Origin of the sequence: Caballeronia grimmiae (genome assembly GCF_000698555.1) — a bacterium.
GTDB lineage: Bacteria > Pseudomonadota > Gammaproteobacteria > Burkholderiales > Burkholderiaceae > Caballeronia > Caballeronia grimmiae.
On the sequence record NZ_JFHE01000001.1, the window covers coordinates 176,873 to 197,652 of the forward strand.

A 20,780-nucleotide genomic window follows, 5' to 3' on the forward strand; every position below is an offset into this window, starting at 1 on the left:
GGCGGCCCGCCGGAACGCAACGAGGATAGCATGAGGCGTTGACGCGCTCTGCCTCGCGTCAGTTCGCGGACGCCTTCATGTCCTGCACCGCCGTGCCCTTTTGCGCTTCCTTGGCCGTGGCGGGATCGTAGCCGTCGGTGAGCGTGCCGAGAAACGCGACGACATCCTTGATTTCGGCCTCGTCGAGTGCGGGCTTGTCGCCGCGCTTGCGATCGAAGGGCGGCTCGGTGTTGATGTTGTCCCAATAGCGGCGCGGCAGGTCATCGAACTTCTGCACGACGCCCTTCTTCGATACCGGATAGAACTTCTCCGGGTTCGTATCGCGCTGCACGTAAAAGCGCACGACATCGTCCAGCGAATGGTAGATGCCGTTATGAAAGAACGTCTTGCGAGTCGCGACGTTGCGCAGCGACGGCGTGCGGAACAGGCCGCAGAATTCATCGCGGCCCTTGAGATCCGTGCGCTCGGGACCGCATGCGCCGAGATCGTGGAAATTCGCGTCCTTGTTGACCGGCAACGCGCGGTTGCGCGGCACGCCGATCGCGATCAGCCCGAAGTCGCTGAACTGCGGCGGCGAGCCGTCTTTCGCGCGCTGGCTGATATGGCAGGCCGCACAGTTGCCCTTCTTCTCGTCGTTGAAAAGCTGCAGGCCGTGCAGTTCGGCATCGTTGAGCTTCGCGCGGCCGGCGAGGAACGCATCGAATTTGCTCGTGTACGGGAAGAACTTCTGCGGCGTCTGCTCGAACGCTTCGAGCGAGGCGAGCACCGCCTTGAACGTGTTGTCGTCGCTATCGAAGACATTCGCGCCGAATGCGCGACGGAAATCGTCCGCATACGGCGAGGCCTTCGCCGATTGCGCGACCTTCGCCGGCGTGCTGCCCATTTCGAACGACGACAGCAACGGAATGCGCGCCTGATCCGCGCCATGATCGACGCGGCCATCCCAGGTGAGTCCGCCAGTCGGGCCGGCATCGACGCTTTCGTCGCCTTCGTCGTCGGAATCGTGGAAATGCTCGGTGAACTGCGGCACCGATTGCAGATACTTCAGCGAAGGCACCGCCCGAAAGCCCGAGCGATGCATGTCGCTGCCGCCGAGCTGCACTGACAGCGCGTTAGGCGGACCGAACGCATGCCCCGGACTATGGCACGACGCGCACGCGAGCTTGCCCGAGCCGGACAGCGCGGGATCGAAGAAGAGCTTCTCGCCGATGGACGACATCATCTTCACATGCGCGAAGACTTCGGCGCGCGATTGCCCTTGCGTCGGCGGGTTCGTTGCTGCATTGGCCTCCCGCGAATCGCATCCGCTCAATGCCGCCGACAACGCAGCGAGCGCGATTGCACACAGAACGAACGGAAGACGCATCGAAGGCATGAACGAGAAGAAGAGAAACCGAGAGACGCGAAGGGTATGCGGCCTTTGTTGCTCCGATATGACAAGCCTTGATTCCGTCATATCCGGCGCGTGAGCGGGGGAAATGTTAAGCGAACATTACATCGCCGAAAGCGCCATTACATACCGGCGTAAAAGAGCGGCCGCACACTGCGCACGCCGGCGGGCAAAAAGCCTCGTCGATGCGACGGACTCACGTCATGCGCCGGCTCCCCAACACAAGAGAGAGCCTAATGAACAAGCAACTCGTTTGCGCGGTGCCGATCGCTGCGGCGCTCGCATTCGGACTGAACGCATGCGGCGGCGACGATCATCGCAGCGACGATATTGCCTCCGTGAAGAACGTCGTCGTGATCTATGCGGAGAACCGCAGCTTCGACAACCTCTATGGCAGCTTTCCCGGCGCGAATGGCCTGCAGAGCGTGACGGCCGCGAGCGCGCAGCAGCTCGATCGCGACGGCACCGTTCTCGCGACCTTGCCGAAGATCTGGTCGGGCCTGACCGCGACGGGCGTGACGCCCGCGATCGGCGAAGCAATGACGGCGAACCTGCCGAACGCGCCCTTCGCGATCGACGATCCGAACGGCTTCAACACGCCGCTTTCCGTCACGACGCGCGACTTGTATCACCGCTTCTACGAGAACCAGATGCAGATCGACGGCGGCAAGAACGACAAGTTCGCCGCATGGGCCGACTCGGGCGGTCTCGTGATGGGCCACTACAGCACGCCGCCCACGAAACTGCCGCTCTGGAAGGTGGCGCAGCAATACACGCTCGCCGACAACTTCTTCATGGGCGCATTCGGCGGCTCGTTCCTGAATCACCAGTGGCTCGTGTGCGCGTGCACGCCGACGTACCCGAACGCCGACAAGAGCGTCGCCAAGGGCTCGATTTCAGTCGTCAATGCGGATGGCGTATCGCTGACGCTCGCATCGAATAGTCCGGCGTCCGCGCTCAGCGGTGCGCCGAAGTACGTGAATTCGGGCAACCTCACGCCCGACTTCTACGCGGTCAACACGATGCAGCCGCCGTATCAGCCGAGCGGCAATGCACCGGCTTCCGGCGGCGATGCGACGCTCGCCGATCCGTCCGTCGCGACGACGCTGCCGCCGCAAACGTCGACGCACATCGGCGATCTGCTGAACAAGGCGGGCGTGAGCTGGGCGTGGTACGGCGGCTCGTGGGGCGCGGCGCTGGCGAATCGTTCGGTCATCGGCGGGTCGCCGAATGCGGTGCCGAACTTCCAGACGCATCATCAGCCGTTCAACTACTTCGCGGACCTTGCACCGGGCACGGCCAATCGCGCGCAGCATTTGCTCGATGGCGGCACGAACGGCTCGGAGTTCATCAAGGCGATCGACGCGGGCACGCTGCCGCAAGTGTCGTTCTACAAGCCGCAGGGCAACCTTAACGAGCACGCGGGTTACACGGATGTCGCGTCGGGCGATCAGCACATTGCCGATCTCATCGCGCATCTGCAGAAGAGTCCGCAGTGGAAGAACATGGTCGTCATCGTGACGTACGATGAAAACGGCGGCTTCTGGGATCACGTGTCCCCGCCGAAGGGCGATCGCTGGGGTCCGGGCACGCGCATTCCGGCGCTGATCGTGTCGCCGTACGCGAAGAAGGGATTCGTCGATCATACGCAGTACGATACGACGTCGATCCTGCGCTTCATCACGAAACGCTATTCGCTGCCGACGCTGCCGGGTATCGCTGCCCGCGACGCCGCGCTGACCGCGAACGGCGCCAAGCCGATGGGCGATCTGACGAGCGCGCTGGATTTCTCGCAGTAAGAGGGTCGTTGGATGGGGCGGGCCGCTATCGTTGAGATGCGGCCCGTTTTGCTTTGGCGTGGGGTCAGCGTGGCGGATGGGTGGTGAAGAAGGCGTCGAGGATATCGGTCATCTGCCATACCGGACAAGGCCGGCGGCAGTGTCCGTCGTAGCCTGCTTCCTTGAGATGCGCGAGCGGTTCTTCGGGCAGAAAGGCGCTCATCGCGATGACGAGGCGGTTCGCGTCGTCATCGTGGCGGCTGCGCAGCTCGCGCACGAGCGCATAGTTGCCGCAACCGCCGATGCGCGTATCGACGAACACCGCATGCGGACGCCATTCGCCGATGCTGCGTTTCAGCGATGACACGTCGGGCGCGTATCGCGAAGGGAAGCCCTTCAGATCGAAGAGCGAGACAAGCGATTCGCCGAGCGCGCGCTCGGTGAGCGCGACGACCACGCGACGCGAATCGGGTTCGACGCGCAGCCGCTTGCGGTTCCATAGCGAGCATTGCGCCGGACTGGTTTCGTATGCCCGGTTGTTCAAGATCGCCCTCCTTCGACGGTGCGTCCGGTGCATGGCGCTTTATCGCGATGCATGAGTGCACCGGGTTGGGTCGGGATGTGCGTGAATCGCGCCCTGCAGGGCCGATGGGGAAAGTGGTGGCAGGAAATGGGCCAGTGGCGGACGGGTACCGCGGGTTCGCGCGGCAGGCGCCATTGTCGGGAGCAGAACGAAACGCTTGCTGCAAGCGTCATCGGTTGCTCTCGAGATGAGCAACATGGGCACATGAATGGCAGCGCGTCACCGGTAGGTAGTCCGGAAATCGAGTGCAGACAAAGCCGAGTATCAGCGGCGTGCGTGCTTCCGGTCCGGCGATCCACGCGCTAGTTAGGAAGGCGATCGGCGGCAACTATGGCGTGTCGGGATAACGAATGCACCGCGATCTGACTGCCGTGCGTGGCACTGGCAGGACGCCGAGAAGTGAGTCTCCTCCTCGAAGATCATCCTCTGTTGCAGCAACGCGGCCAGCTTTTTCAAGTCGCCGTGCGCATTTGAATATGAAGCGCCCACGCGCCGACATACTTCACGGCCCCTCGAAAATTAGTCACGGTCGTAGCGCACCGAATCCCAGGGTGAGCATATCGGCAGCATGATTTACGCTGCTCAACTCTAATCCTTGGAGTACCGAGAGTCGCCGCTCGATTTCTTTTCCAGAATCAATCATCAAATTATCCCGTAAGCGCCTTACCAAAGATTAAACATGTCCTTCGCGCGCTCCATGATTTCGTGATTGCCAAGACCCTCGCCCGAAATTATCGTGAAGCTGCCGAGATTGACTGGGAGTCAGGCGCAAAATCCTAGCAATGTAATTAGTTTGTTTGTTCTGCGCCTGATTGTTACCGGGCGTACCTTGACTACCTGCAAGCTCTATAACTTCATCACTGACTGTGTCCGGCTGATACTCGAACGGCTGCGCGTCCCCGCGCAACGAACCGCCTTCGCCACCGTCAGTATCTCCGAAGTTCTTGAGCATCGAATCGCCGCCAACATCGTCGCTTGAACCCGCGCCGCCGAGCACGGCCCCGGCTACTGCTTCCGCAGTGCCGAGCCAGTCGAAACCGCCGTCGCTACCGCAGGCCCCGCCGCTGCTGACCGCGTTAGCAGCAGCTTTGGCCGCAAGCCGACTGGACACGTATGGCGTGTCATCGGCGAAGGCACCGTTCGCATCGAGCGGTGAATGCTTGCCTTTACGGACCCCGTAGACGGTAGGCTTCGGATCGGGTGCCCGCTTCGGCCAAAAGGCGCGCAGTTGTCGGAATGCACGATTCGTCATCGCTGCGCCCTGGCGACGTAGCCGCAACGAATCGCTTTGCCTCGTCTCTGAGAAAAGGATACGAGATATCCAGCGTGCATCACTACCGCGACGCCGGCGGCGCGACACACCACGCAAGAGTGAGCGTGCACAAGTTACTTGTGACCGGAGTAACTGGTTGGCGGACCGGGGCTTACACGATAACCGGCAACCCTTGCGCGTTCCCTCCACGTCACGCCCATAGGCGAGCATAAGCACCGTGCGCCCGTGGTCGAAGGGCGTGCGGGGTCTAGCGCTTCGCTCGCATTGCGCGAGCGTCGCGGGTGAATAAGTCCTGCTTTACGAAGTCGTAAAAATTCGTGGATTTTGACGTGTCTCCGTCCGTGCTCGGTTGCGCAAAGTCGCGCCGATCGTATGCTGACGATTCCACCCAAAACAGGTAAGCATCGAAGACAGGAGATCGAAATACATGCCAAAACTCAAGCATAACGAAACATATTGCGGGGACAGATCATGATGCGTCGCATAGCGGTTGTCGGAGACAAACTCGACAACGATGGCGAAATTTGCTCCTACGAAGGACCGCAATTTCTCGTTCACGGACATCAAGCCGCACTCATCGGCGGCGAGGCTTACTGCCCGGTCTGCGAAACGATCGGATACATCGCCAAGGACGGCGGGCCGCGTCGTATGAACCTCTTCATCAGCGAGATTGCAGCGCACGACGACGTGGTTGTGTGCGGATGCTCCGAGCATCCGCGCATCTTCGCCGTGCTTGCAGGTGAGGCTTGGTATGACGACATGGCCGAGACGCTCGGAAGCATCGGCACGCGTGGAACGAAGAACGGCAGCGCACCGATATCAAGTTTGGCCGAGTCAACAAGAGGTAACGCGCGGTTTGATGAACAAATACGTGCCAGTGCGTCCAGCGTAAGTCTGGAAGGCTATCCGTACCTAATCGAAATGGCAGACGGTCGCATGTTCTCTGGCTGCGTCGAGTCGGGCGGCGCGCTGCCCCGCATGATGACCGGCGACAACGCCAGCGAATACACCGTGTACTGGGGCGATGATGCCCTTGAAAAATCGAACGAGAATTAACCGATGCCAAACAAACCAACCAAAGTGCGGACCAATCTAACGCCGAACTCCGTCAAGACGGTGCAGTTGAAAGCAGTGACCTTTCAAGAACTGTGGGACAACTATCCAAGCGGCAACCCATACGACAATCCCGCTTACGACAACCAATGCGCAATTCGCATGAGCGTGGCGTTCCATCGGGTTGGAGTAGAGATGAAATCGTTCTCGGAGAAGGTGCTCAAGCCCCTGCTGGGGAAAAAAGGTATCGGTCGCATTATATTGAGCGGGAAAGCAACCGCCACCCGCGCGAATGAGCTTGGTGAATGGCTCAAGCTCCAACCAGTTGCGGGAATTGGGAAACCTGAGAACATCACCGGTACAGATTGGCTATCCCGCGTGAAAGGCCGAACAGGCATCATTATGTTCGATGGCTATTGGACGCGCGGCAGCGAGTCAGACGCGAACGCAAGCGGTGGTCACATCGACCTGTGGAACGGCGCAAAGATGACGGGATTTGGAACCGGTATCCGAGTTGACTGGAACATTGTCATTCCGGGAGTATGTTCCGACTTCCGAAATTCCAAGACCATTCTATTTTTTCCAGTGAAATGAAGCTCTTCCGAATTGTTTGCGGCGTAGTTGTCGGCGCAGTTGCAGCGACGATCCTTTCGTGGGGCGGACTTTATTTGTTGGGCATGGCGAGAGGCCCGGGAAGTTTGTTTGATACAAACCCTGACGCGGCGAATCGTTTCTTTGCAATATGGTTTGTGCTGGCTGCCCTTGCTTCCGTCGTCGGCGGGTTCAGGGCGTCGCGTTGCTAACGCTGGTACGGTCCGCTTGTCAGCGGGCTATTGCTCCCGCTCTCTGCCTGCGGCATTGGCCTGCAGATCTCTACTTTGAGCTGCCGCAGGCAAACGCGATTTTCTGCGCAATAAGATGAAGAGCGCGCTTATGTACACCGGATTATTCGTCGTTGGCGCACTCATCGCGGGATTAACGAGTTTGTACATCGCATTGCCGAATTTGACCACACCGTGCGGTGATGAGTGCGGCGCTCGCGCCCTGATGACAGCACTTCAATGCGCGCTGGGCGGCGCGTTGATTTTCGTGTTGGGCGGTGTTCTCCTGATCCGGAATCGACGTCGAGACCAAAGTTAAGGAATCCGTTCGCAGAGGCATCACCCAAGCGATGGTTCTGCCTACCTTCGATCAATTGCAGCCGGCGCGACGCGTCGCCGGTCATCATTCGAATGACCGGTTCGTGTTGTCTCAGCCGAAAGCAACAAATTGTTCACGTCTTCGAATCAATTGCAATTGGTGGCGCTCTGCTTCAAAAGGACCGGGCGAACATCGATTCGATTTGCCTACACAGCGCCTACACGAAGCCCCGAAAACAAAAAGCCCAGTCACACGGACTGGGCTAACTGATTGATTCCCTTGGCCCGCCCTACACGATTCGAACGTGTGACCTACGGCTTAGAAGGCCGTTGCTCTATCCAACTGAGCTAAGGGCGGGTATGGCGCAGCAGAGAACCCGGGATTTTACCTCATCCTCCCTGCCGCGCGTCTAGCCGTCGTCACGCCGGCTGGGCGTGCGTCATGAACCAGCCAAGAAAGAACACACCCGCGATCACGCAATACACGCCGAACGACGCCAGCTTGCCGTGGCCTTCGAAGTAGCGCATCAGGAACCGCACGCTCAGATAAGCCGCAATGCCCGTCAGCACGCCGCCCAGCAACGCATCGGACAGTTGCCCCGGCGCGTGAAAGAGCTTCGGCAGTTCCAGCACGCCCGCCGCGAAAATGATCGGCGTGCCGAGCAAAAACGAAAACTCCGCCGCCGCTTCCGCCGTCAGGCCCGCGCCGACGCCCGCGATCATCGTCAGGCCGCTGCGCGAGAAGCCCGGAATCAGTGCGCCAATCTGCGCCAGCCCGACGAGAAACGCCTGCTTGAACGTGAGCTTCTCCGGCGCACGCGATGCACGATTGCGTTGCAAACGATCGCCCACCCACAACAGCACGCCATTGACGATCAACGCCGCCGAAACGATCCGCAAGTCGTGAAAGATCGTCTCGAGCCGCTTTTCGAGCACGAGGCCCACGATGCCGGTCGGGATCGTGCCGATGATGAGCGCCCACATCATGTGGCCATCGTCGTTGCGGCGACCGCCGAGCGATGCGAACCAGCCGCCGATCAGCGCAATCCAGCGCTTGCGAAAATACCAGAGCAGCGCGACCGCCGTGCCGAGATGCAGCGCAACCAGAAACGGCAGCAGCTGCGGCGCATGCTTGTCGATATGCATCCCGATCACGCCGGGCACGAGCAACGTATGGCCCAGACTGCTGACCGGAAATAGTTCGGTCACGCCCTGAAGCACACTGAGAAAAACGAGAAACCAGAGAGTCACGCGACGGTCCTTGTCGTGAAGAGGAGAGAGGACGCGCCGCAGCCGCTTCCCGATTCAAAAGCGTCGAGGAAGGGCTAAAGAAATGGTGCAGCGCGCAAGCCGGACCCGATTATGCCTAGGGGCAAATGGACCGCCAAGCGCTATGCGCACACAAGAAGACGCCGACAGCAAACCGTCGGCGAAAGAGAAAATACCTGCAAGCAAATACAAAGGAAAACGAAAGAATCGCAATGACTCGCGATCTGAATCAGCCCTTGAGCTTATAGAGGAAGACTGCCGTGCTCGCGCCGAAGAGGCCGAACATCGCAACGCCCATCGCCATCGCCAGATCCATACCGACTCCTGTCCGTCTGATTCCCAACATTCGGAGGATATAACAACACATTGCATTTCCCTTCGAAAGTCGCAATTTCCCGCAGAGGGTTTCTCCGCATGAAAAAGCGAGGCAGAATCGGCGGATCCCGTAACCAGTCGCCGGCTCAATCCTCAAGCCGCGCGCCGCCCTTCGACGGAGTGCGTTGCCACCATGTCATCCGAGAAAGACATCATCGAAATCGAGCGCGACGGCGCCGTCATCCAGCTCGCGCCCCACGCGGGCGGCCGGCTCATGACCTGGCGCGTCGGCGGCGAACCGGTCATCCACTGGCCCGATCCGCTCGATGACGCCGCCTGGTCGAACGCAGCCAAAATCCGCGGCGGCAATCCGTTGCTGTTCCCCTTCCTCGGGCGGCATTTCGTCGATGGCGAAATCGGCAAATGGCGCGATGCGGACGGCGTCGTCCATTCGCTGCCGACACATGGCTTCGCGCGCAACCTGCCCTTCTCCGCCACGCGCGATGCCGACGGACACGGCTTGCGCATGACGCTCGTCGACAGCGACGCGACCCGCGAAGGCTATCCGTTTGCGTTTCGCTTCGAAGCGGCATACCGCCTCGTCGATGCGACCACGCTCGAAGTCGAGCTCACCACGTCGAATCCCGGCGAAGTCGCGTTGCCGTACTACACGGGACATCACTTCTACTTTCATCTGCCGCACGCCCAGCGCGGCGAGAGCAGCGTGGAGCTGCCGCGCACCGAACGGCGGCGGCAACGTGCGGACGGCTCGATCACCGAAGCCGAACCGGGCGCGCCGCGATACGCGCTGAGCGACGACAGCATCATCGATTGTTTTCATTGCCTCACAGGACCCTCCGATGAACCGGTGCGGCTCGTGACGCCCGGCCTCAAACGCGTCGTCAGCTTCGAACTGCATCAGCCGGATTCGGTGCCGTGGCATGCCGTCACCACGTGGACCGAGTCCGACACGGCGGACTTCTATTGCGTCGAACCGTGGACCGGCCTCCCCGACGCCATCCATAACGGGCGCGGGCTGCGCTGGCTTGCGCCCGGCAAGACGGAGACCGCGTTGCTGAGGCTCGTCGTCACCCCGACGGCGTAACGCGCACGCGAAGCCATGCCGGCGTTCTGTCGGACGAAACCCGAAACGGTAGAATCCTGCGTTTCGATCCGCCGGGCCAACGGTTGTCCGGCGGCGCTTTGCGAGGTCAGGTTTTGCGTAAAAGAAGTCGACTGTTCGTCTGCGCGTTGCTCACCGCCGCGCTCACCGCCTGCGGCTCCGGACCGGTCGCGCCGGGGTTCTACCGCGTGCAGCGGGGCGATACGCTGCTCAAGATCGCGCGTGACAATCGCACGTCGGTCAAGAACATCACGCGCTGGAACGGGCTCGCGAATCCGGATGCAATCGAAGTCGGGCAAGTGCTGCGCATCGAACCGCCCGCCGGCAGCGCCGCAGCGGCGGGCCGTTCCAGCGGTTCGATCGGTGCCGGCGGTTCCAGCGGTTCCAGCGGTGCGGGCGGTGCCGGCGGTTCCAGCGCGGCCAGGAGCGACGCCGCAGCCGACGCGCGCGCATCCAGCACACCCGCTCCCGCCATGGCGATGTCCTGGCCCGCGCAAGGCACGGTGATTCGCGGCTTCGACGGCAAGAACTCGAAGGGGATCGACATCGCGAATGCGGCGGGCACGCCGGTCGTCGCGGCGGCGGCGGGCAACGTTGTCTACGCGGGCAACGGCTTGCGCGGCTATGGGAACATGTTGATCGTGAAGCACAACGACGACTATCTGACCGCCTACGCCCACAACAAGACGCTGCTGGTCAAGGAAGGTCAGACCGTGCAGAAGGGACAGCAGATCGCCGAAATGGGCGACACGGACAGCGATCGCACGATGCTGCATTTCGAAGTGCGCTACATGGGCCGTTCAACGGACCCGTCGCGTTATCTGCCGCCGCGCTGAACGCGTGACGGCGTTCTAAGGAAGAGGAATGAGATTGGCGAAGAAGATGAACACAGCCGCGATGTTCGCGGTGTTGGCCGCTGCCGCCTCGATCGCGACGCTGGGCGGCTGCGCCCACAACGCGACGATGACTTACCTGCCCTCGGGCGATACCGGTTTCGCCATCAACTGCAGCGGAGGTGACGCCAGCACGAGCTGGGCGGCCTGCTACAAGCAGGCGGGCGAAGTATGCGGCGCGTACGGCTACGACGTGATCTCGAAGGACGCCGACAGCGGCGCGACTGCGGGCGGATCGGTGGCGGGCATCTTCGGTGCGAACATCAAGAATCGTTCGATGGTGATTCGCTGCAAGCAGTGACGCCTGAAGGCTCATGCCTCCGACGGCTCGCCGTCGCGGCGCTTGCTCGCCCGCGTCCGCCAGCGCCCCGACAACGGATCGATATGCGCGGCGAACGCAACGAGCGAAGCGAGCGCGACAGGGGCCACGGCAGCAAAAACCCACAGCAAATTCATGACGGCACCGATTTGCAACAAGGTGTCCGATATTAGCCGCGTGGCAAATATTTCGCTTGTGCGACAGCTAGAGGCTTTCGTCAAGTAGTGATGACCGATTCGGTCATCGCGGGGCAACGTTTTCGTTACTTCGGCTGCGGTGGCGCGGTCTGCATCGACGGCGGACGCGTGTCGGTCGGCACGCCGTGATAATCGGGCGGATCCTGCGGCGGATGCTTGCGGTGATCGGAAGAATCGGCGCACGCGGAGAGCGTGAGCGCGGCGAGAGCGGTGACGGCGAGGGACGGGACGTAACGCGGCATGAGGCCTCTTGGCGAGTGTCGAAAAGACGAAGGGGTTACAAGCCGTGACTTGTAACCCCTTCGTTTGTTTCGTGGTCGGAGCGAAAGGATTCGAACCTTCGACCCTCTGATCCCAAATCAGATGCGCTACCAGGCTGCGCTACGCTCCGACAAGCCGCGTATTGTAGCGTCGATGATTGATAACCGCAATGCGGCCCTGGCGCGTATCGTTCTATGCAAGGTCGAAGGCACAAGACCCCTCTCATGGAGACGATCGATGAACCTCATTCTGTGGCGTCACGCCGAAGCCGAAGATCAGGCATCGAGCGACCTCGCGCGCCAACTGACGCCGCGCGGGCGCAAGCAGGCGCAAGGCATCGCGAAGTGGCTGAAGGCGCGTATCGACGATGACGCCCTCTTCCTCGCGAGTCCCGCGACGCGCACCATCCAGACCGTCGAGGCGTTTGGTGACCGCTATCGCGTCGTCGATGACCTCGCGCCAGGCAAGTCCGCCCAGCACGCGCTCGATGCCGCAGGCTGGCCGGAGGGCGCCGCCGGGACGGTCGTGATCGTCGGCCATCAGCCCACGCTCGGGCGCGTCGCCGCGCTGCTCCTGACCGGGCACGAAGCGGAATGGCCGATCAAGAAGACGGGCATCTGGTGGTTCCAGGGGCGCACGCGCGGCGGCGACGGCCAGATCGTGCTGCGCGCGGTGATGAATCCGGACATGCTGTAGCGGGACCACGCGGCGCGTGTGTCGTTTCATCGAAACGTCATTGCAAAGCCATGCGAGCGTCACCCGGCGTTACTACATTGGCGGGGACTTCAAGCCACGTCCTGCCGAGGAACGCCCATGCAAGATCTGCCGACGCCCGTCCATTCGCGCCGTCACCTTCCGCGCACCGCGGAAACCGTCACCAGCCAGCACCGTCTGCAAGTCGCGTGGGCGCGGTCCGACGAAGCGCTGCGCGAAGCGCAGCGCCTGCGCTATCGCGTGTTCTCGGATGAAATGGGCGCCCGTCTGTCCGGCCGCGCCGGTCTCGATGTCGATGAATTCGACGCCTACTGCGATCACCTGCTTGTGCGCGATCTCGACACGCTGAAAGTGGTCGGCACTTATCGCGTGCTGCCGCCGCATCAGGCCGCGCGCATCGGACGGCTGTACGCGGAAAGCGAATTCGATGTCTCGCGCCTTACGCATCTTCGTCCGAAACTCGTCGAAGTGGGACGCTCGTGCGTGCACGCCGACTATCGCAGCGGCGCGGTCATCATGTCGCTATGGGGCGGGCTCGCCGCCTACATGATGCAAAACGGCTACGAGACGATGCTCGGATGCGCGAGCGTCGGCATGAACGACGGCGGTCATTACGCGGCGAATCTGTATCACTCGTTATCCGCCGATGCGCTCGCCGCGCCGGAATACCGCGCGTTCCCGCACACGCCGCTGCCGGTCGACGACTTGCAAACGGGCGTGGCCGTCAACGCGCCGCCGCTCGTCAAAGGCTATCTGCGCCTCGGCGCGAAGATTTGCGGCGCGCCCGCGTGGGACCCCGATTTCAACACGGCGGACTTTCTGACGCTGTTCCGCCTGTCCGAGATCAACGCGCGTTACGCGCGGCATTTCATCGGCGATACCGCGCGCTGAAAGCCGCAACCGCTCAACCGCTCATTCGCCCGTATAGACCACGCGATACGGGCGTCCGATCTTCTCCCATTCCATCGCTTCCTGGACGAGGCTGTAATCGGTGAGCGGGTTGTTGGTCACCCACTGGCTCGGCAGACGCACTTCGAAGCCGCCCGCCGCCGCCCTCACCTCGATGCCGGGCAGCCCCACGTCCGTGCGGCGCCGCGACAGCAATGCCGCAAGGCGCAGGCAAAAGAGCAGCGTCCAGTCGACGTCTCTCGCCTGCGCGAGCTTGCCGAGCTTGCCCGCGTGGCCGAGCACGAGCGCCGCGAGCCGCGCCTGATCCGTGCGCGAGAAGCCGGGCATGTCCGCGTTGCTCGCGATGTAGGCCGAATGCTTGTGATACGCGCTATGCGCAATCGACAAGCCGATCTCGTGCAGCGACGCCGCCCACGCGAGAAACATGCGATTTTCCTGGCGGCGCTCGGCATCCGGTTCGCCGAGCTGATCGTAGAAGCTGATCGCGAGATCGCCGATGCGATCGGCCTGCGCGGCATCGACGCCATACCGGCGCTTGAACCCTTCCACCGTCACCGTGCGCATGTCCTGATGTTGCGAACGGCCGAGCAGATCGTAGAGCACGCCGAGACGCAAGGCGCCGTCGGTGGTATCGACGTAATCGATGCCCAGTTCCTCGAACACGCCCAGCATGATCGACAAGCCGCCCGCCAGCACCGGAATACGGTCGGGCTTCAGCGCGACGAGCTTCAGGCGGTTGACGTTCTCCGCCTTGATCAGCGCGCGTTTCAACCGTTCGAGGCCGCCGCGTGAAATGCCGTGCGTGTATTGCGCATCGTTGAAGCCATTTGCTTCGACCAGTTCGGCGAGCGCGCGCGCCGTGCCGGACGAACCGATCGCCTGATCCCAGCCGGTCTGCTTGTATTCGCGCGAGATGATCTGGATCTCGCGCTTGGCGGCGAGTTCGGCCTGACGCATCGTGAATTCGTCGACGTTGCCGGCCGGGAAAAACTGGCGGCTGTGGCTCACGCAGCCGATATACAGGCTTTCCATGTGGATCGGCGTGTAATGCGAACCGATGATGAATTCCGTCGATCCCCCGCCGATATCCACGACGAGCCGCTTGCCCGCGCTCGCCGGCACCGAATGCGCCGCGCCCGCATAGATGAGGCGCGCCTCCTCGCGGCCCGCGATCACTTCGATCGGAAACCCGAGCGCGTTCTCGGCTTCGAGGAGAAAGTCGTGCGCGTTCTTCGCGACCCGCAGCGTGTTCGTGGCGACCGCGCGCACCTGATCCGGATGGAAGTCGCGCAGACGCTCGCCGAAGCGCTTGAGCGCCTCCCAGCCGCGCAATTGCGACGCACGGTCGAGCATCTTGTCGCGCGACAGTCCCGCCGCGAGCCGCACGGGTTCGCGCAATGCGTCGACCTGATAGATCTGGCTGCCCGCGGGCGTTTCCTCGACGCGTCCGACGATCAGCCGGAAGCTGTTCGATCCGAGGTCGACGGCGGCGAGGAGATGAGGATGAGTGACCATCGGAGATCCGGGAATCGTGAATTAAGGAACGCAGCGGCACGGCCGCGGCGCACGAATTCTATTCCATGCCGCGCGAGGAACGGATCGGGGACGCGCGCCTCGCGCTAGCGACGCTATCCGCAATGTGAGTAGAATTTGTGACAATCGTTCTGTCACAAAAAAGCCATCTTACTGTGAGATTATCTGAGCGTTCTTGTGCCCATCCAATCGAGACTTCTTCCTCACAGCCGATGTCCATACGCTATCCGCTGTTTAACCGTGAACTCGGCATTCTAGGTTTCAACGAGCGGGTACTCGCGCAAGCGGCCGATACTTCGGTGCCCTTGCTGGAACGCCTGCGCTTTCTTTGCATCACCAGCAGCAATCTCGACGAATTTTTCGAAGTCCGCATGGCCGGGCTTCAGGAACAGATGCGCGACAACCCCGGCTCGCTTTCGCCGGACGGCATGTCGCTGCAGCATGTCTACGACCTCGTGTCCGAACGCGCGCAACGCCTCGTGCATCAACAATACGCGATGCTGCACGACATCGTGCTGCCCGCGCTCGAAATGGAAGGCATCTATTTTCATGGCGTCGAAAGCTGGAGCGAGCAGCAGACCGAGTGGGCGCGCGAGTATTTTCTGAACGAAGTACTGCCGGTGCTGACGCCGATCGGCCTCGATCCCGCGCACCCGTTCCCGCGCGTGCTGAACAAGAGCCTGAACTTCGTCGTCGAACTGGAAGGCACGGACGCCTTCGGCCGCCAGGCGATGATGGGCATCGTGCAGGCGCCGCGCGCACTGCCGCGCCTCGTCCGCATGCCGGAGGCGCTGTCGGGTTATCCGCATGGCTTCGTGCTGCTCAGTTCGTTCATGCAGCGCTTCGTCAGCGAACTGTTCCCGCATCTCGTCGTGCGCAGCTGCAATCAGTTTCGCATCACGCGCAACAGCGAGCTTTTCGTCGATGAGGACGAAATCACGAATCTTCGGGTCGCGCTGCAGGGTGAATTGCCGGCGCGGCATCTCGGCAATGCGGTGCGTCTCGAAGTATCGGCCGAGACGCCGCCGCATCTGATTCGCCGCCTGCTCGATGAAAGCCAGTTGAACGCGCGTGATTGTTATCGCGTGAGCGGTCCGGTCAATCTCGTGCGGCTCATGCAGTTGCCCGAAATGGTGGACCGTCCGGACCTCAAGTTCGTGCCGCACATCCCATCGGTGCCGAAGACGATCGCCAATGCAACGCATCTCTTCGATGTCATAGATCAGGGCGATATCCTGCTGCATCATCCGTACGAGAGCTTTCAGCCGGTGCTCGAACTGCTGCTGCAGGCGGCCAAAGATCCGCAAGTCGTCGCGATCAAGCAGACCATCTATCGCACGGGCACCGATTCGCCGCTGATGGACGCGCTCATGCAGGCCGCGCGCAACGGCAAGGAAGTGACAGTGGTCGTCGAACTGCTCGCGCGCTTCGACGAAGAGACGAACATCAACTGGGCGTCGCAACTCGAAGCGGTGGGCGCACATGTCGTGTATGGCGTCGTGGGCCACAAGTGCCACGCCAAGATGATGCTGATCGTGCGGCGCGTCTCGCAGAACGGCAAGACCGTGCTCAAGCGTTACGCGCATCTCGGCACAGGCAATTATCATCCGCGCACGGCGCGTCTTTATACCGACTTCGGCCTGATGACCGCCGATCAGCAATTGTGCGAGGACGTGCATCACGTCTTTCAACAGCTCACCGGCATCGGCGGCGAACTGACGCTGAATCAGTTGTGGCAGTCGCCGTTCACGCTGCACGCAAAGCTCATCGACGCGATCCGCGCCGAAGCCGAGCACGCGCGTGCGGGCCGCCGCGCGCGCATCGTCGCGAAGATGAACGCGCTGCTGGAGCCGACCGTCATCGCCGCGCTTTACGAGGCGTCGCACGCGGGCGTGAAGATCGACCTGATCGTGCGCGGCGTGTGTTCGCTGAAGCCGGGCGTCGAGGATCTGTCGGAGAACATCACGGTCAGGTCGATCGTCGGGCGCTTTCTCGAGCACCATCGCATCTTCTATTTCTATGCGAACGGCAAGGAAGACGTGTATCTGTCGAGCGCCGACTGGATGGACCGCAACTTCTTCCGTCGCGTGGAAGTGGCATTCCCGATTCACGACCGGCGCCTCAAGCGCCGCGTGATCGCCGAAGGATTGTCCGTGTGTCTCGGCGACAATCAGTCGGCCTGGGTCATGCAAAGCGATGGACACTATCGCAAGCGCCGTTCGGGCAAGGCCATTCGCAATGCGCAGTTGGGCCTGCTCGCGAAGTTCTGCTCGTAACGCTCTATCGAAGCGATAAAGCGGCTCACGCCGCCAGCGATTTCCTCAACGCCGTGCGCGACGCGGGAAAGCGCACGATGAACGTGCTGCCCCGCCCCACTTCGCTCTTCACATCCAGCTCGGCATGATGCCGTTGCAGCACGTGCTTGACGATGGCGAGACCCAGTCCCGTGCCGCCGGTGTCGCGCGAACGGCTGCGGTCGATGCGATAGAAACGCTCCGTCAGCCGCGGAATATGTTCGGCCGCGATCCCCGGCCCGCTGTCGCGCACGATGAACATCGCGCGATCGTTCTCGCGCTGCCAGGTCACATCGATTGCGCCGCCCTCGGGCGTATAACGCACGGCGTTCGTCACGAGGTTGCCGAGCGCGCTCACCACTTCCGTTTCCGCACCCGCGACCGTCACGGCGTCGTCCACATGAAAGGCGATGCGATGCCGCCCACCTGACAGGTTGTTCGCATCGTTCTCCAGATGACGGAGCACGGCGCGCATGTCGAGCAGATCATCGCTCGGGGGACGGATATCGCCTTCTAGATTCGCCAGCACGAGCAGGTCACGCACGATGTTCTGCATGCGCGTCGCCTGTTGATCCATCATGTCGAGATAGCGCCGGCGGTCGGCTTCGTCGAGCGGCAGGTCGCGCAGGGTTTCCAGAAAGCCCGATAACACCGTCAGCGGCGTCTTCAGTTCGTGCGATACGTTCGCGACGAAATCGCGGCGCATGGAGTCGGTGCGTTCGAGCTCGGTGATGTCCTGCGTGAGGATCAGCTTGCGATGTTCGCCATAAGGAAACACCTGCACCGAGATGGTCCGCTGCCGGTTCTCGCCCATCCCGCGCATGATCAGCATCTGCTCGTAATGATGCGAATTCAGGTAGCGGATGAAGTCCGGCTGACGCACGAGATGCGTGATGTGCTGCCGCAGGTCGCGCTTCGCATCCAGCCCGAAGTGCGTCTCGGCGATGGCGTTGCACCACTCGATCTGATCGTGATCGTCGAGCATCGCGACGCCGTTGGGCGATGCCTGTATTGCCTGGATAAAGCGTGAATGCTGCTGTTCGACCTGACGCACTTGCGCGTGCCAGCGCTTCGCGAGCTTGTGCAGGCGGTAGTAGATTTCGCCCCAGATGCCGAGCGCGCTGGGCACTTCGCCATAGACCGGCGCTTCCAGCAGACGCCACAAGCGCTGTGTGTGAAACGTGCTGAAGAAGGTCTGCACGACGAGCATGAGCACCGCGAAACCGAGCGCGACGGGCACGCCGGCGAACGCGCCGATCGCCGCGCTGAGCGCGGCGAGCAGGACGAGGGACACGATGGAACGCGTCCAGATGATGTTCATGTTGTCGATCGATCAGATGAGCGCGATTGCACGCCACGCATGCGCGGGCGTCACGCGCCCTTTGCCAGCCGATAACCGCTGCCGCGCACCGTTTCGATCATAGCATCGCAACCGGCGGGCTTGAGCGCGGCGCGCAGGCGCTTGATGTGGACATCGACCGTTCGTTCTTCGACGAACACGTGATCGCCCCAGACCTGATCGAGCAGTTGCGTGCGGCTGTGCACGCGCTCCGGATGCGTCATGAAGAAATGCAGCAGGCGGAACTCGGTCGGGCCGAGATCGAGCTTGATGTCGTTGCCCGAATGACTCGCAGCCACGCGATGCGTCGCCGGATCGAGGCGCAGGCCGTTGATCGCGACGACGTCCTCGGTCAACTGCGGCGCGCGCCGGCGCAACACCGCCTTGATGCGCGCCATCAGTTCCTTCGGCGAGAAGGGCTTGGTGACGTAATCGTCCGCGCCGATTTCGAGGCCGAGCACCTTGTCCTGCTCGTCGCCGCGCGCGGTCAGCATGATGATCGGAATATGCTTCGTGCGCTCGTGATGGCGCAGCTCGCGCGCGAACGTGACGCCCGACTTGCCCGGCAGCATCCAGTCGAGCAGCACGAGATCGGGCAGCACGTCGCTAATGAGGTTCTGCGCCTGCTCCGCGTTGTACGCGCGAATCGGGCAATGACCCGCATGTTGCAGGTTCACCGCAATGAGTTCGGAGATCGCGGGTTCGTCTTCGACGACGAGGATACTGCTGGGCATCGGCACCTCTTTGACCTTTTGCTTGAAGTGAAAGGAGGATTAGCTGAGCGCTTCGCGTTCGAGCTGGTCGCGCGAGATATGGCGCACGTCGGTCCCCTTCACGATGTAGATGATGAACTCCGCGATGTTCTTCGCGTGATCGCCGATGCGCTCCACCGCCTTCGCGATGAACAGGTAATCGAGGCCCGCCGAAATCGTGCGCGGGTCTTCCATCATGTACGTGACGAGCTTGCGCACGAAGGCGCGGAATTCTTCGTCGATGGCTTTGTCGTCGCGCACGATCTGAGCGGCGGCAACGGTATCCAGACGCGCGAAGGCATCGAGCGCGCGGCGCAGAATCGACACCGCCATTTCGCCCGACAGCTTGATTTCCGCGATATTCACGGTGCGTCCCGCGCCGTCTTCGTTGATGCGCTTTACGCGCTTCGCGATCTTCTCGGCTTCGTCGCCGGCGCGTTCGAGATTCGTGATGGTCTTCGAGATCGCCATCAGAAGACGCAGGTCGCGTGCGGCCGGCTGGCGGCGCGCGATGATGTTGCTGCACTCCTCGTCGATCTCGACTTCCATCATGTTCAGACGCGCTTCCGCGCCGATCACCTGGTCGGCGACCTCGATATCGAACTCGTTGAGCGCGTGCATGGCGGAGACGATTTGCGACTCCACGAGACCGCCCATTGCCAGCACTTTCGACGACACCGCGTTGAGATCGGCGTCGAACTGACTCGACAGATGTTTATCGGACATATTCTGCTCCTGTTCCTTTCGTGCGATTGGCTGCGCGCGCTTCAGCCGAACCGGCCCGTGATGTAGTCTTCCGTCTCCTTGCGGGCGGGCTTGATGAAGATCTTCTCCGTATCGCCGAATTCGATCAATTCACCAAGGTACATATAAGCAGTGTAGTCCGAGCAGCGCGCCGCCTGCTGCATGTTGTGAGTGACGATCACCACGGTGTAGTCGTTCTTCAGCTCCGCGATCAGTTCTTCGATGCGGCCCGTCGAGATCGGGTCGAGCGCGGAGCAAGGTTCATCGAGCAACAGCACTTCCGGGCGGATCGCGATGCCGCGCGCAATGCACAGGCGCTGCTGCTGGCCGCCCGACAGGCCGTAGCCGCTTTGCTGCAGCTTGTCCTTTACTTCGGTCCAGAGCGCCGCCTTCGTCAGCGCCCATTCGACGCGGTCGTCCATCTCCGAGCGCGACAGCTGCTCGAACATCTTCACGCCGAACGCGATGTTGTCGTAGATGGACATCGGAAACGGCGTCGGCTTCTGAAACACCATGCCGATGCGCGCGCGCAGCAACGAGATGTCGCGCGTCGTCTCGAGCAGGTTCGCGCCGTCCATCAGAATTTCGCCTTCCGCGCGCTGCTCGGGATAGAGCGCGTACATCTTGTTGAACGTGCGCAAAAGCGTGGACTTGCCGCATCCCGACGGACCGATGAACGCCGTCACCTTCTTCTCGGGAATGCGCAGGTTGATGTTCTTCAGCGCGTGATACTTGTTGTAGAAGAAGTTGAGGTTGTTGACCTCGATCTTCGGCTTGATGGAATCGGCCGGCTGCGAGGCGTGCGTCGGGCGCACGCTGCCGGGCACCGGACCGCGTTCGATGCTCGCGTTGCCGGCCTTCGATTCGAGGTGGTTGACACCACTTTCGACCAGATTCATGGA

General features: G+C 61.9%; 20 protein-coding genes and 2 tRNA genes. 9 read left to right on the forward strand and 13 right to left on the reverse strand.

Features of this window, described 5'->3' with window-relative positions; translation table 11 throughout:
- Positions 1-58: 58 nt before the first annotated feature.
- Positions 59-1,375 (reverse strand): cytochrome-c peroxidase, encoded by a 1,317-nt coding sequence (locus BG57_RS00830; protein WP_035959528.1) that lies wholly within the window; start codon positions 1,373-1,375, stop codon positions 59-61.
- Positions 1,376-1,626: 251 nt separating this feature from the next.
- Here BG57_RS00830 and BG57_RS00835 point away from each other — a divergent pair, with 251 nt between their 5' ends.
- Positions 1,627-3,189, forward strand: a complete 1,563-nt coding sequence (locus BG57_RS00835; RefSeq protein WP_035959529.1) for an acid phosphatase — start codon at positions 1,627-1,629, stop codon at positions 3,187-3,189.
- 64 nt (positions 3,190-3,253) lie between these two features.
- Here the strand turns inward: BG57_RS00835 and BG57_RS00840 are convergent, their stop codons facing one another.
- Both BG57_RS00840 and BG57_RS32385 read right to left on the reverse strand, forming a co-directional pair.
- On the reverse strand, positions 3,254-3,712 hold the full coding sequence (locus BG57_RS00840; protein ID WP_035959530.1) for a response regulator: 459 nt from the start codon (positions 3,710-3,712) through the stop codon (positions 3,254-3,256).
- Positions 3,713-4,424: 712 nt separating this feature from the next.
- Complete coding sequence (locus BG57_RS32385; protein WP_152562474.1) at positions 4,425-5,003, reverse strand: hypothetical protein; 579 nt, start codon at positions 5,001-5,003, stop codon at positions 4,425-4,427.
- A gap of 492 nt (positions 5,004-5,495) precedes the next feature.
- Between BG57_RS32385 and BG57_RS00855 the strand changes: the two genes are divergently transcribed.
- On the forward strand, positions 5,496-6,080 hold the full coding sequence (locus BG57_RS00855) for a PAAR domain-containing protein (protein WP_035959534.1): 585 nt from the start codon (positions 5,496-5,498) through the stop codon (positions 6,078-6,080).
- A gap of 3 nt (positions 6,081-6,083) precedes the next feature.
- A complete protein-coding gene (locus BG57_RS00860) occupies positions 6,084-6,671 on the forward strand; it encodes a type VI secretion system amidase effector protein Tae4 (RefSeq protein ID WP_035959535.1) in 588 nt (195 codons plus the stop codon).
- An 826-nt stretch (positions 6,672-7,497) separates the two neighbouring features.
- Here the strand turns inward: BG57_RS00860 and BG57_RS00865 are convergent.
- A tRNA-Arg gene (locus BG57_RS00865) sits at positions 7,498-7,574 on the reverse strand.
- 62 nt (positions 7,575-7,636) lie between these two features.
- Positions 7,637-8,467 (reverse strand): undecaprenyl-diphosphate phosphatase, encoded by an 831-nt coding sequence (locus BG57_RS00870; protein WP_035959536.1) that lies wholly within the window; start codon positions 8,465-8,467, stop codon positions 7,637-7,639.
- A 526-nt stretch (positions 8,468-8,993) separates the two neighbouring features.
- Between BG57_RS00870 and BG57_RS00875 the strand changes: the two genes are divergently transcribed.
- The 3 genes from BG57_RS00875 (at position 8,994) to BG57_RS00885 (ending at position 11,117) form a co-directional block, all read left to right on the forward strand.
- Positions 8,994-9,905 carry an aldose epimerase family protein gene (locus BG57_RS00875; RefSeq protein WP_035959537.1) on the forward strand — a complete coding sequence of 304 codons (912 nt, stop codon included), beginning with the start codon at positions 8,994-8,996 and terminating at the stop codon, positions 9,903-9,905.
- 113 nt (positions 9,906-10,018) lie between these two features.
- Complete coding sequence (locus BG57_RS00880) at positions 10,019-10,759, forward strand: peptidoglycan DD-metalloendopeptidase family protein (RefSeq protein WP_081850801.1); 741 nt, start codon at positions 10,019-10,021, stop codon at positions 10,757-10,759.
- A 46-nt stretch (positions 10,760-10,805) separates the two neighbouring features.
- Positions 10,806-11,117 (forward strand): hypothetical protein, encoded by a 312-nt coding sequence (locus BG57_RS00885; protein WP_035959843.1) that lies wholly within the window; start codon positions 10,806-10,808, stop codon positions 11,115-11,117.
- Positions 11,118-11,128: 11 nt separating this feature from the next.
- Here the strand turns inward: BG57_RS00885 and BG57_RS33265 are convergent, their stop codons facing one another.
- The 3 genes from BG57_RS33265 to BG57_RS00890 all read right to left on the reverse strand — a co-directional run bounded on the left by BG57_RS33265 (position 11,129) and on the right by BG57_RS00890 (position 11,723).
- Positions 11,129-11,272: a DUF2147 domain-containing protein gene (locus BG57_RS33265; protein ID WP_167569236.1), complete on the reverse strand. Its 144-nt coding sequence runs from the start codon at positions 11,270-11,272 to the stop codon at positions 11,129-11,131.
- A gap of 125 nt (positions 11,273-11,397) precedes the next feature.
- Positions 11,398-11,574 carry a hypothetical protein gene (locus BG57_RS33270; RefSeq protein WP_167569237.1) on the reverse strand — a complete coding sequence of 59 codons (177 nt, stop codon included), beginning with the start codon at positions 11,572-11,574 and terminating at the stop codon, positions 11,398-11,400.
- A gap of 72 nt (positions 11,575-11,646) precedes the next feature.
- Positions 11,647-11,723 (reverse strand) — tRNA-Pro (locus BG57_RS00890).
- A gap of 107 nt (positions 11,724-11,830) precedes the next feature.
- On the opposite strand from BG57_RS00890, the gene BG57_RS00895 reads away from it, so the two are divergent.
- Together BG57_RS00895 and BG57_RS00900 are read left to right on the forward strand one after the other, a co-directional pair.
- Complete coding sequence (locus BG57_RS00895) at positions 11,831-12,289, forward strand: SixA phosphatase family protein (protein WP_035959539.1); 459 nt, start codon at positions 11,831-11,833, stop codon at positions 12,287-12,289.
- 117 nt (positions 12,290-12,406) lie between these two features.
- Positions 12,407-13,198 carry a GNAT family N-acetyltransferase gene (locus BG57_RS00900; protein ID WP_035959540.1) on the forward strand — a complete coding sequence of 264 codons (792 nt, stop codon included), beginning with the start codon at positions 12,407-12,409 and terminating at the stop codon, positions 13,196-13,198.
- Positions 13,199-13,219: 21 nt separating this feature from the next.
- Here BG57_RS00900 and ppx read toward each other — a convergent pair whose 3' ends face one another.
- Entirely contained in the window at positions 13,220-14,731 is a 1,512-nt protein-coding gene (gene ppx / locus BG57_RS00905; protein WP_035959541.1) for an exopolyphosphatase, read from the reverse strand.
- 206 nt (positions 14,732-14,937) lie between these two features.
- Between ppx and ppk1 the strand changes: the two genes are divergently transcribed.
- On the forward strand, positions 14,938-17,025 hold the full coding sequence (gene ppk1, locus BG57_RS00910; protein WP_268237998.1) for a polyphosphate kinase 1: 2,088 nt from the start codon (positions 14,938-14,940) through the stop codon (positions 17,023-17,025).
- A 25-nt stretch (positions 17,026-17,050) separates the two neighbouring features.
- Here the strand turns inward: ppk1 and phoR are convergent, their stop codons facing one another.
- The 4 genes from phoR to pstB are packed head-to-tail and all read right to left on the reverse strand — an operon-like array spanning position 17,051 to position 20,777.
- The gene (phoR, locus tag BG57_RS00915) at positions 17,051-18,364 is read right to left on the reverse strand and encodes a phosphate regulon sensor histidine kinase PhoR (protein WP_035959543.1); all 1,314 of its coding nucleotides are present in this window, start codon (positions 18,362-18,364) and stop codon (positions 17,051-17,053) included.
- A 50-nt stretch (positions 18,365-18,414) separates the two neighbouring features.
- The gene (gene phoB / locus BG57_RS00920) at positions 18,415-19,116 is read right to left on the reverse strand and encodes a phosphate regulon transcriptional regulator PhoB (RefSeq protein ID WP_035959544.1); all 702 of its coding nucleotides are present in this window, start codon (positions 19,114-19,116) and stop codon (positions 18,415-18,417) included.
- Between the two features lie 39 nt (positions 19,117-19,155).
- Positions 19,156-19,860, reverse strand: a complete 705-nt coding sequence (gene phoU, locus BG57_RS00925; protein ID WP_035959546.1) for a phosphate signaling complex protein PhoU — start codon at positions 19,858-19,860, stop codon at positions 19,156-19,158.
- A gap of 41 nt (positions 19,861-19,901) precedes the next feature.
- Positions 19,902-20,777, reverse strand: coding sequence for a phosphate ABC transporter ATP-binding protein PstB (pstB, locus tag BG57_RS00930; RefSeq protein WP_035959547.1), 876 nt, complete (start codon positions 20,775-20,777; stop codon positions 19,902-19,904).
- Positions 20,778-20,780: the final 3 nt, after the last annotated feature.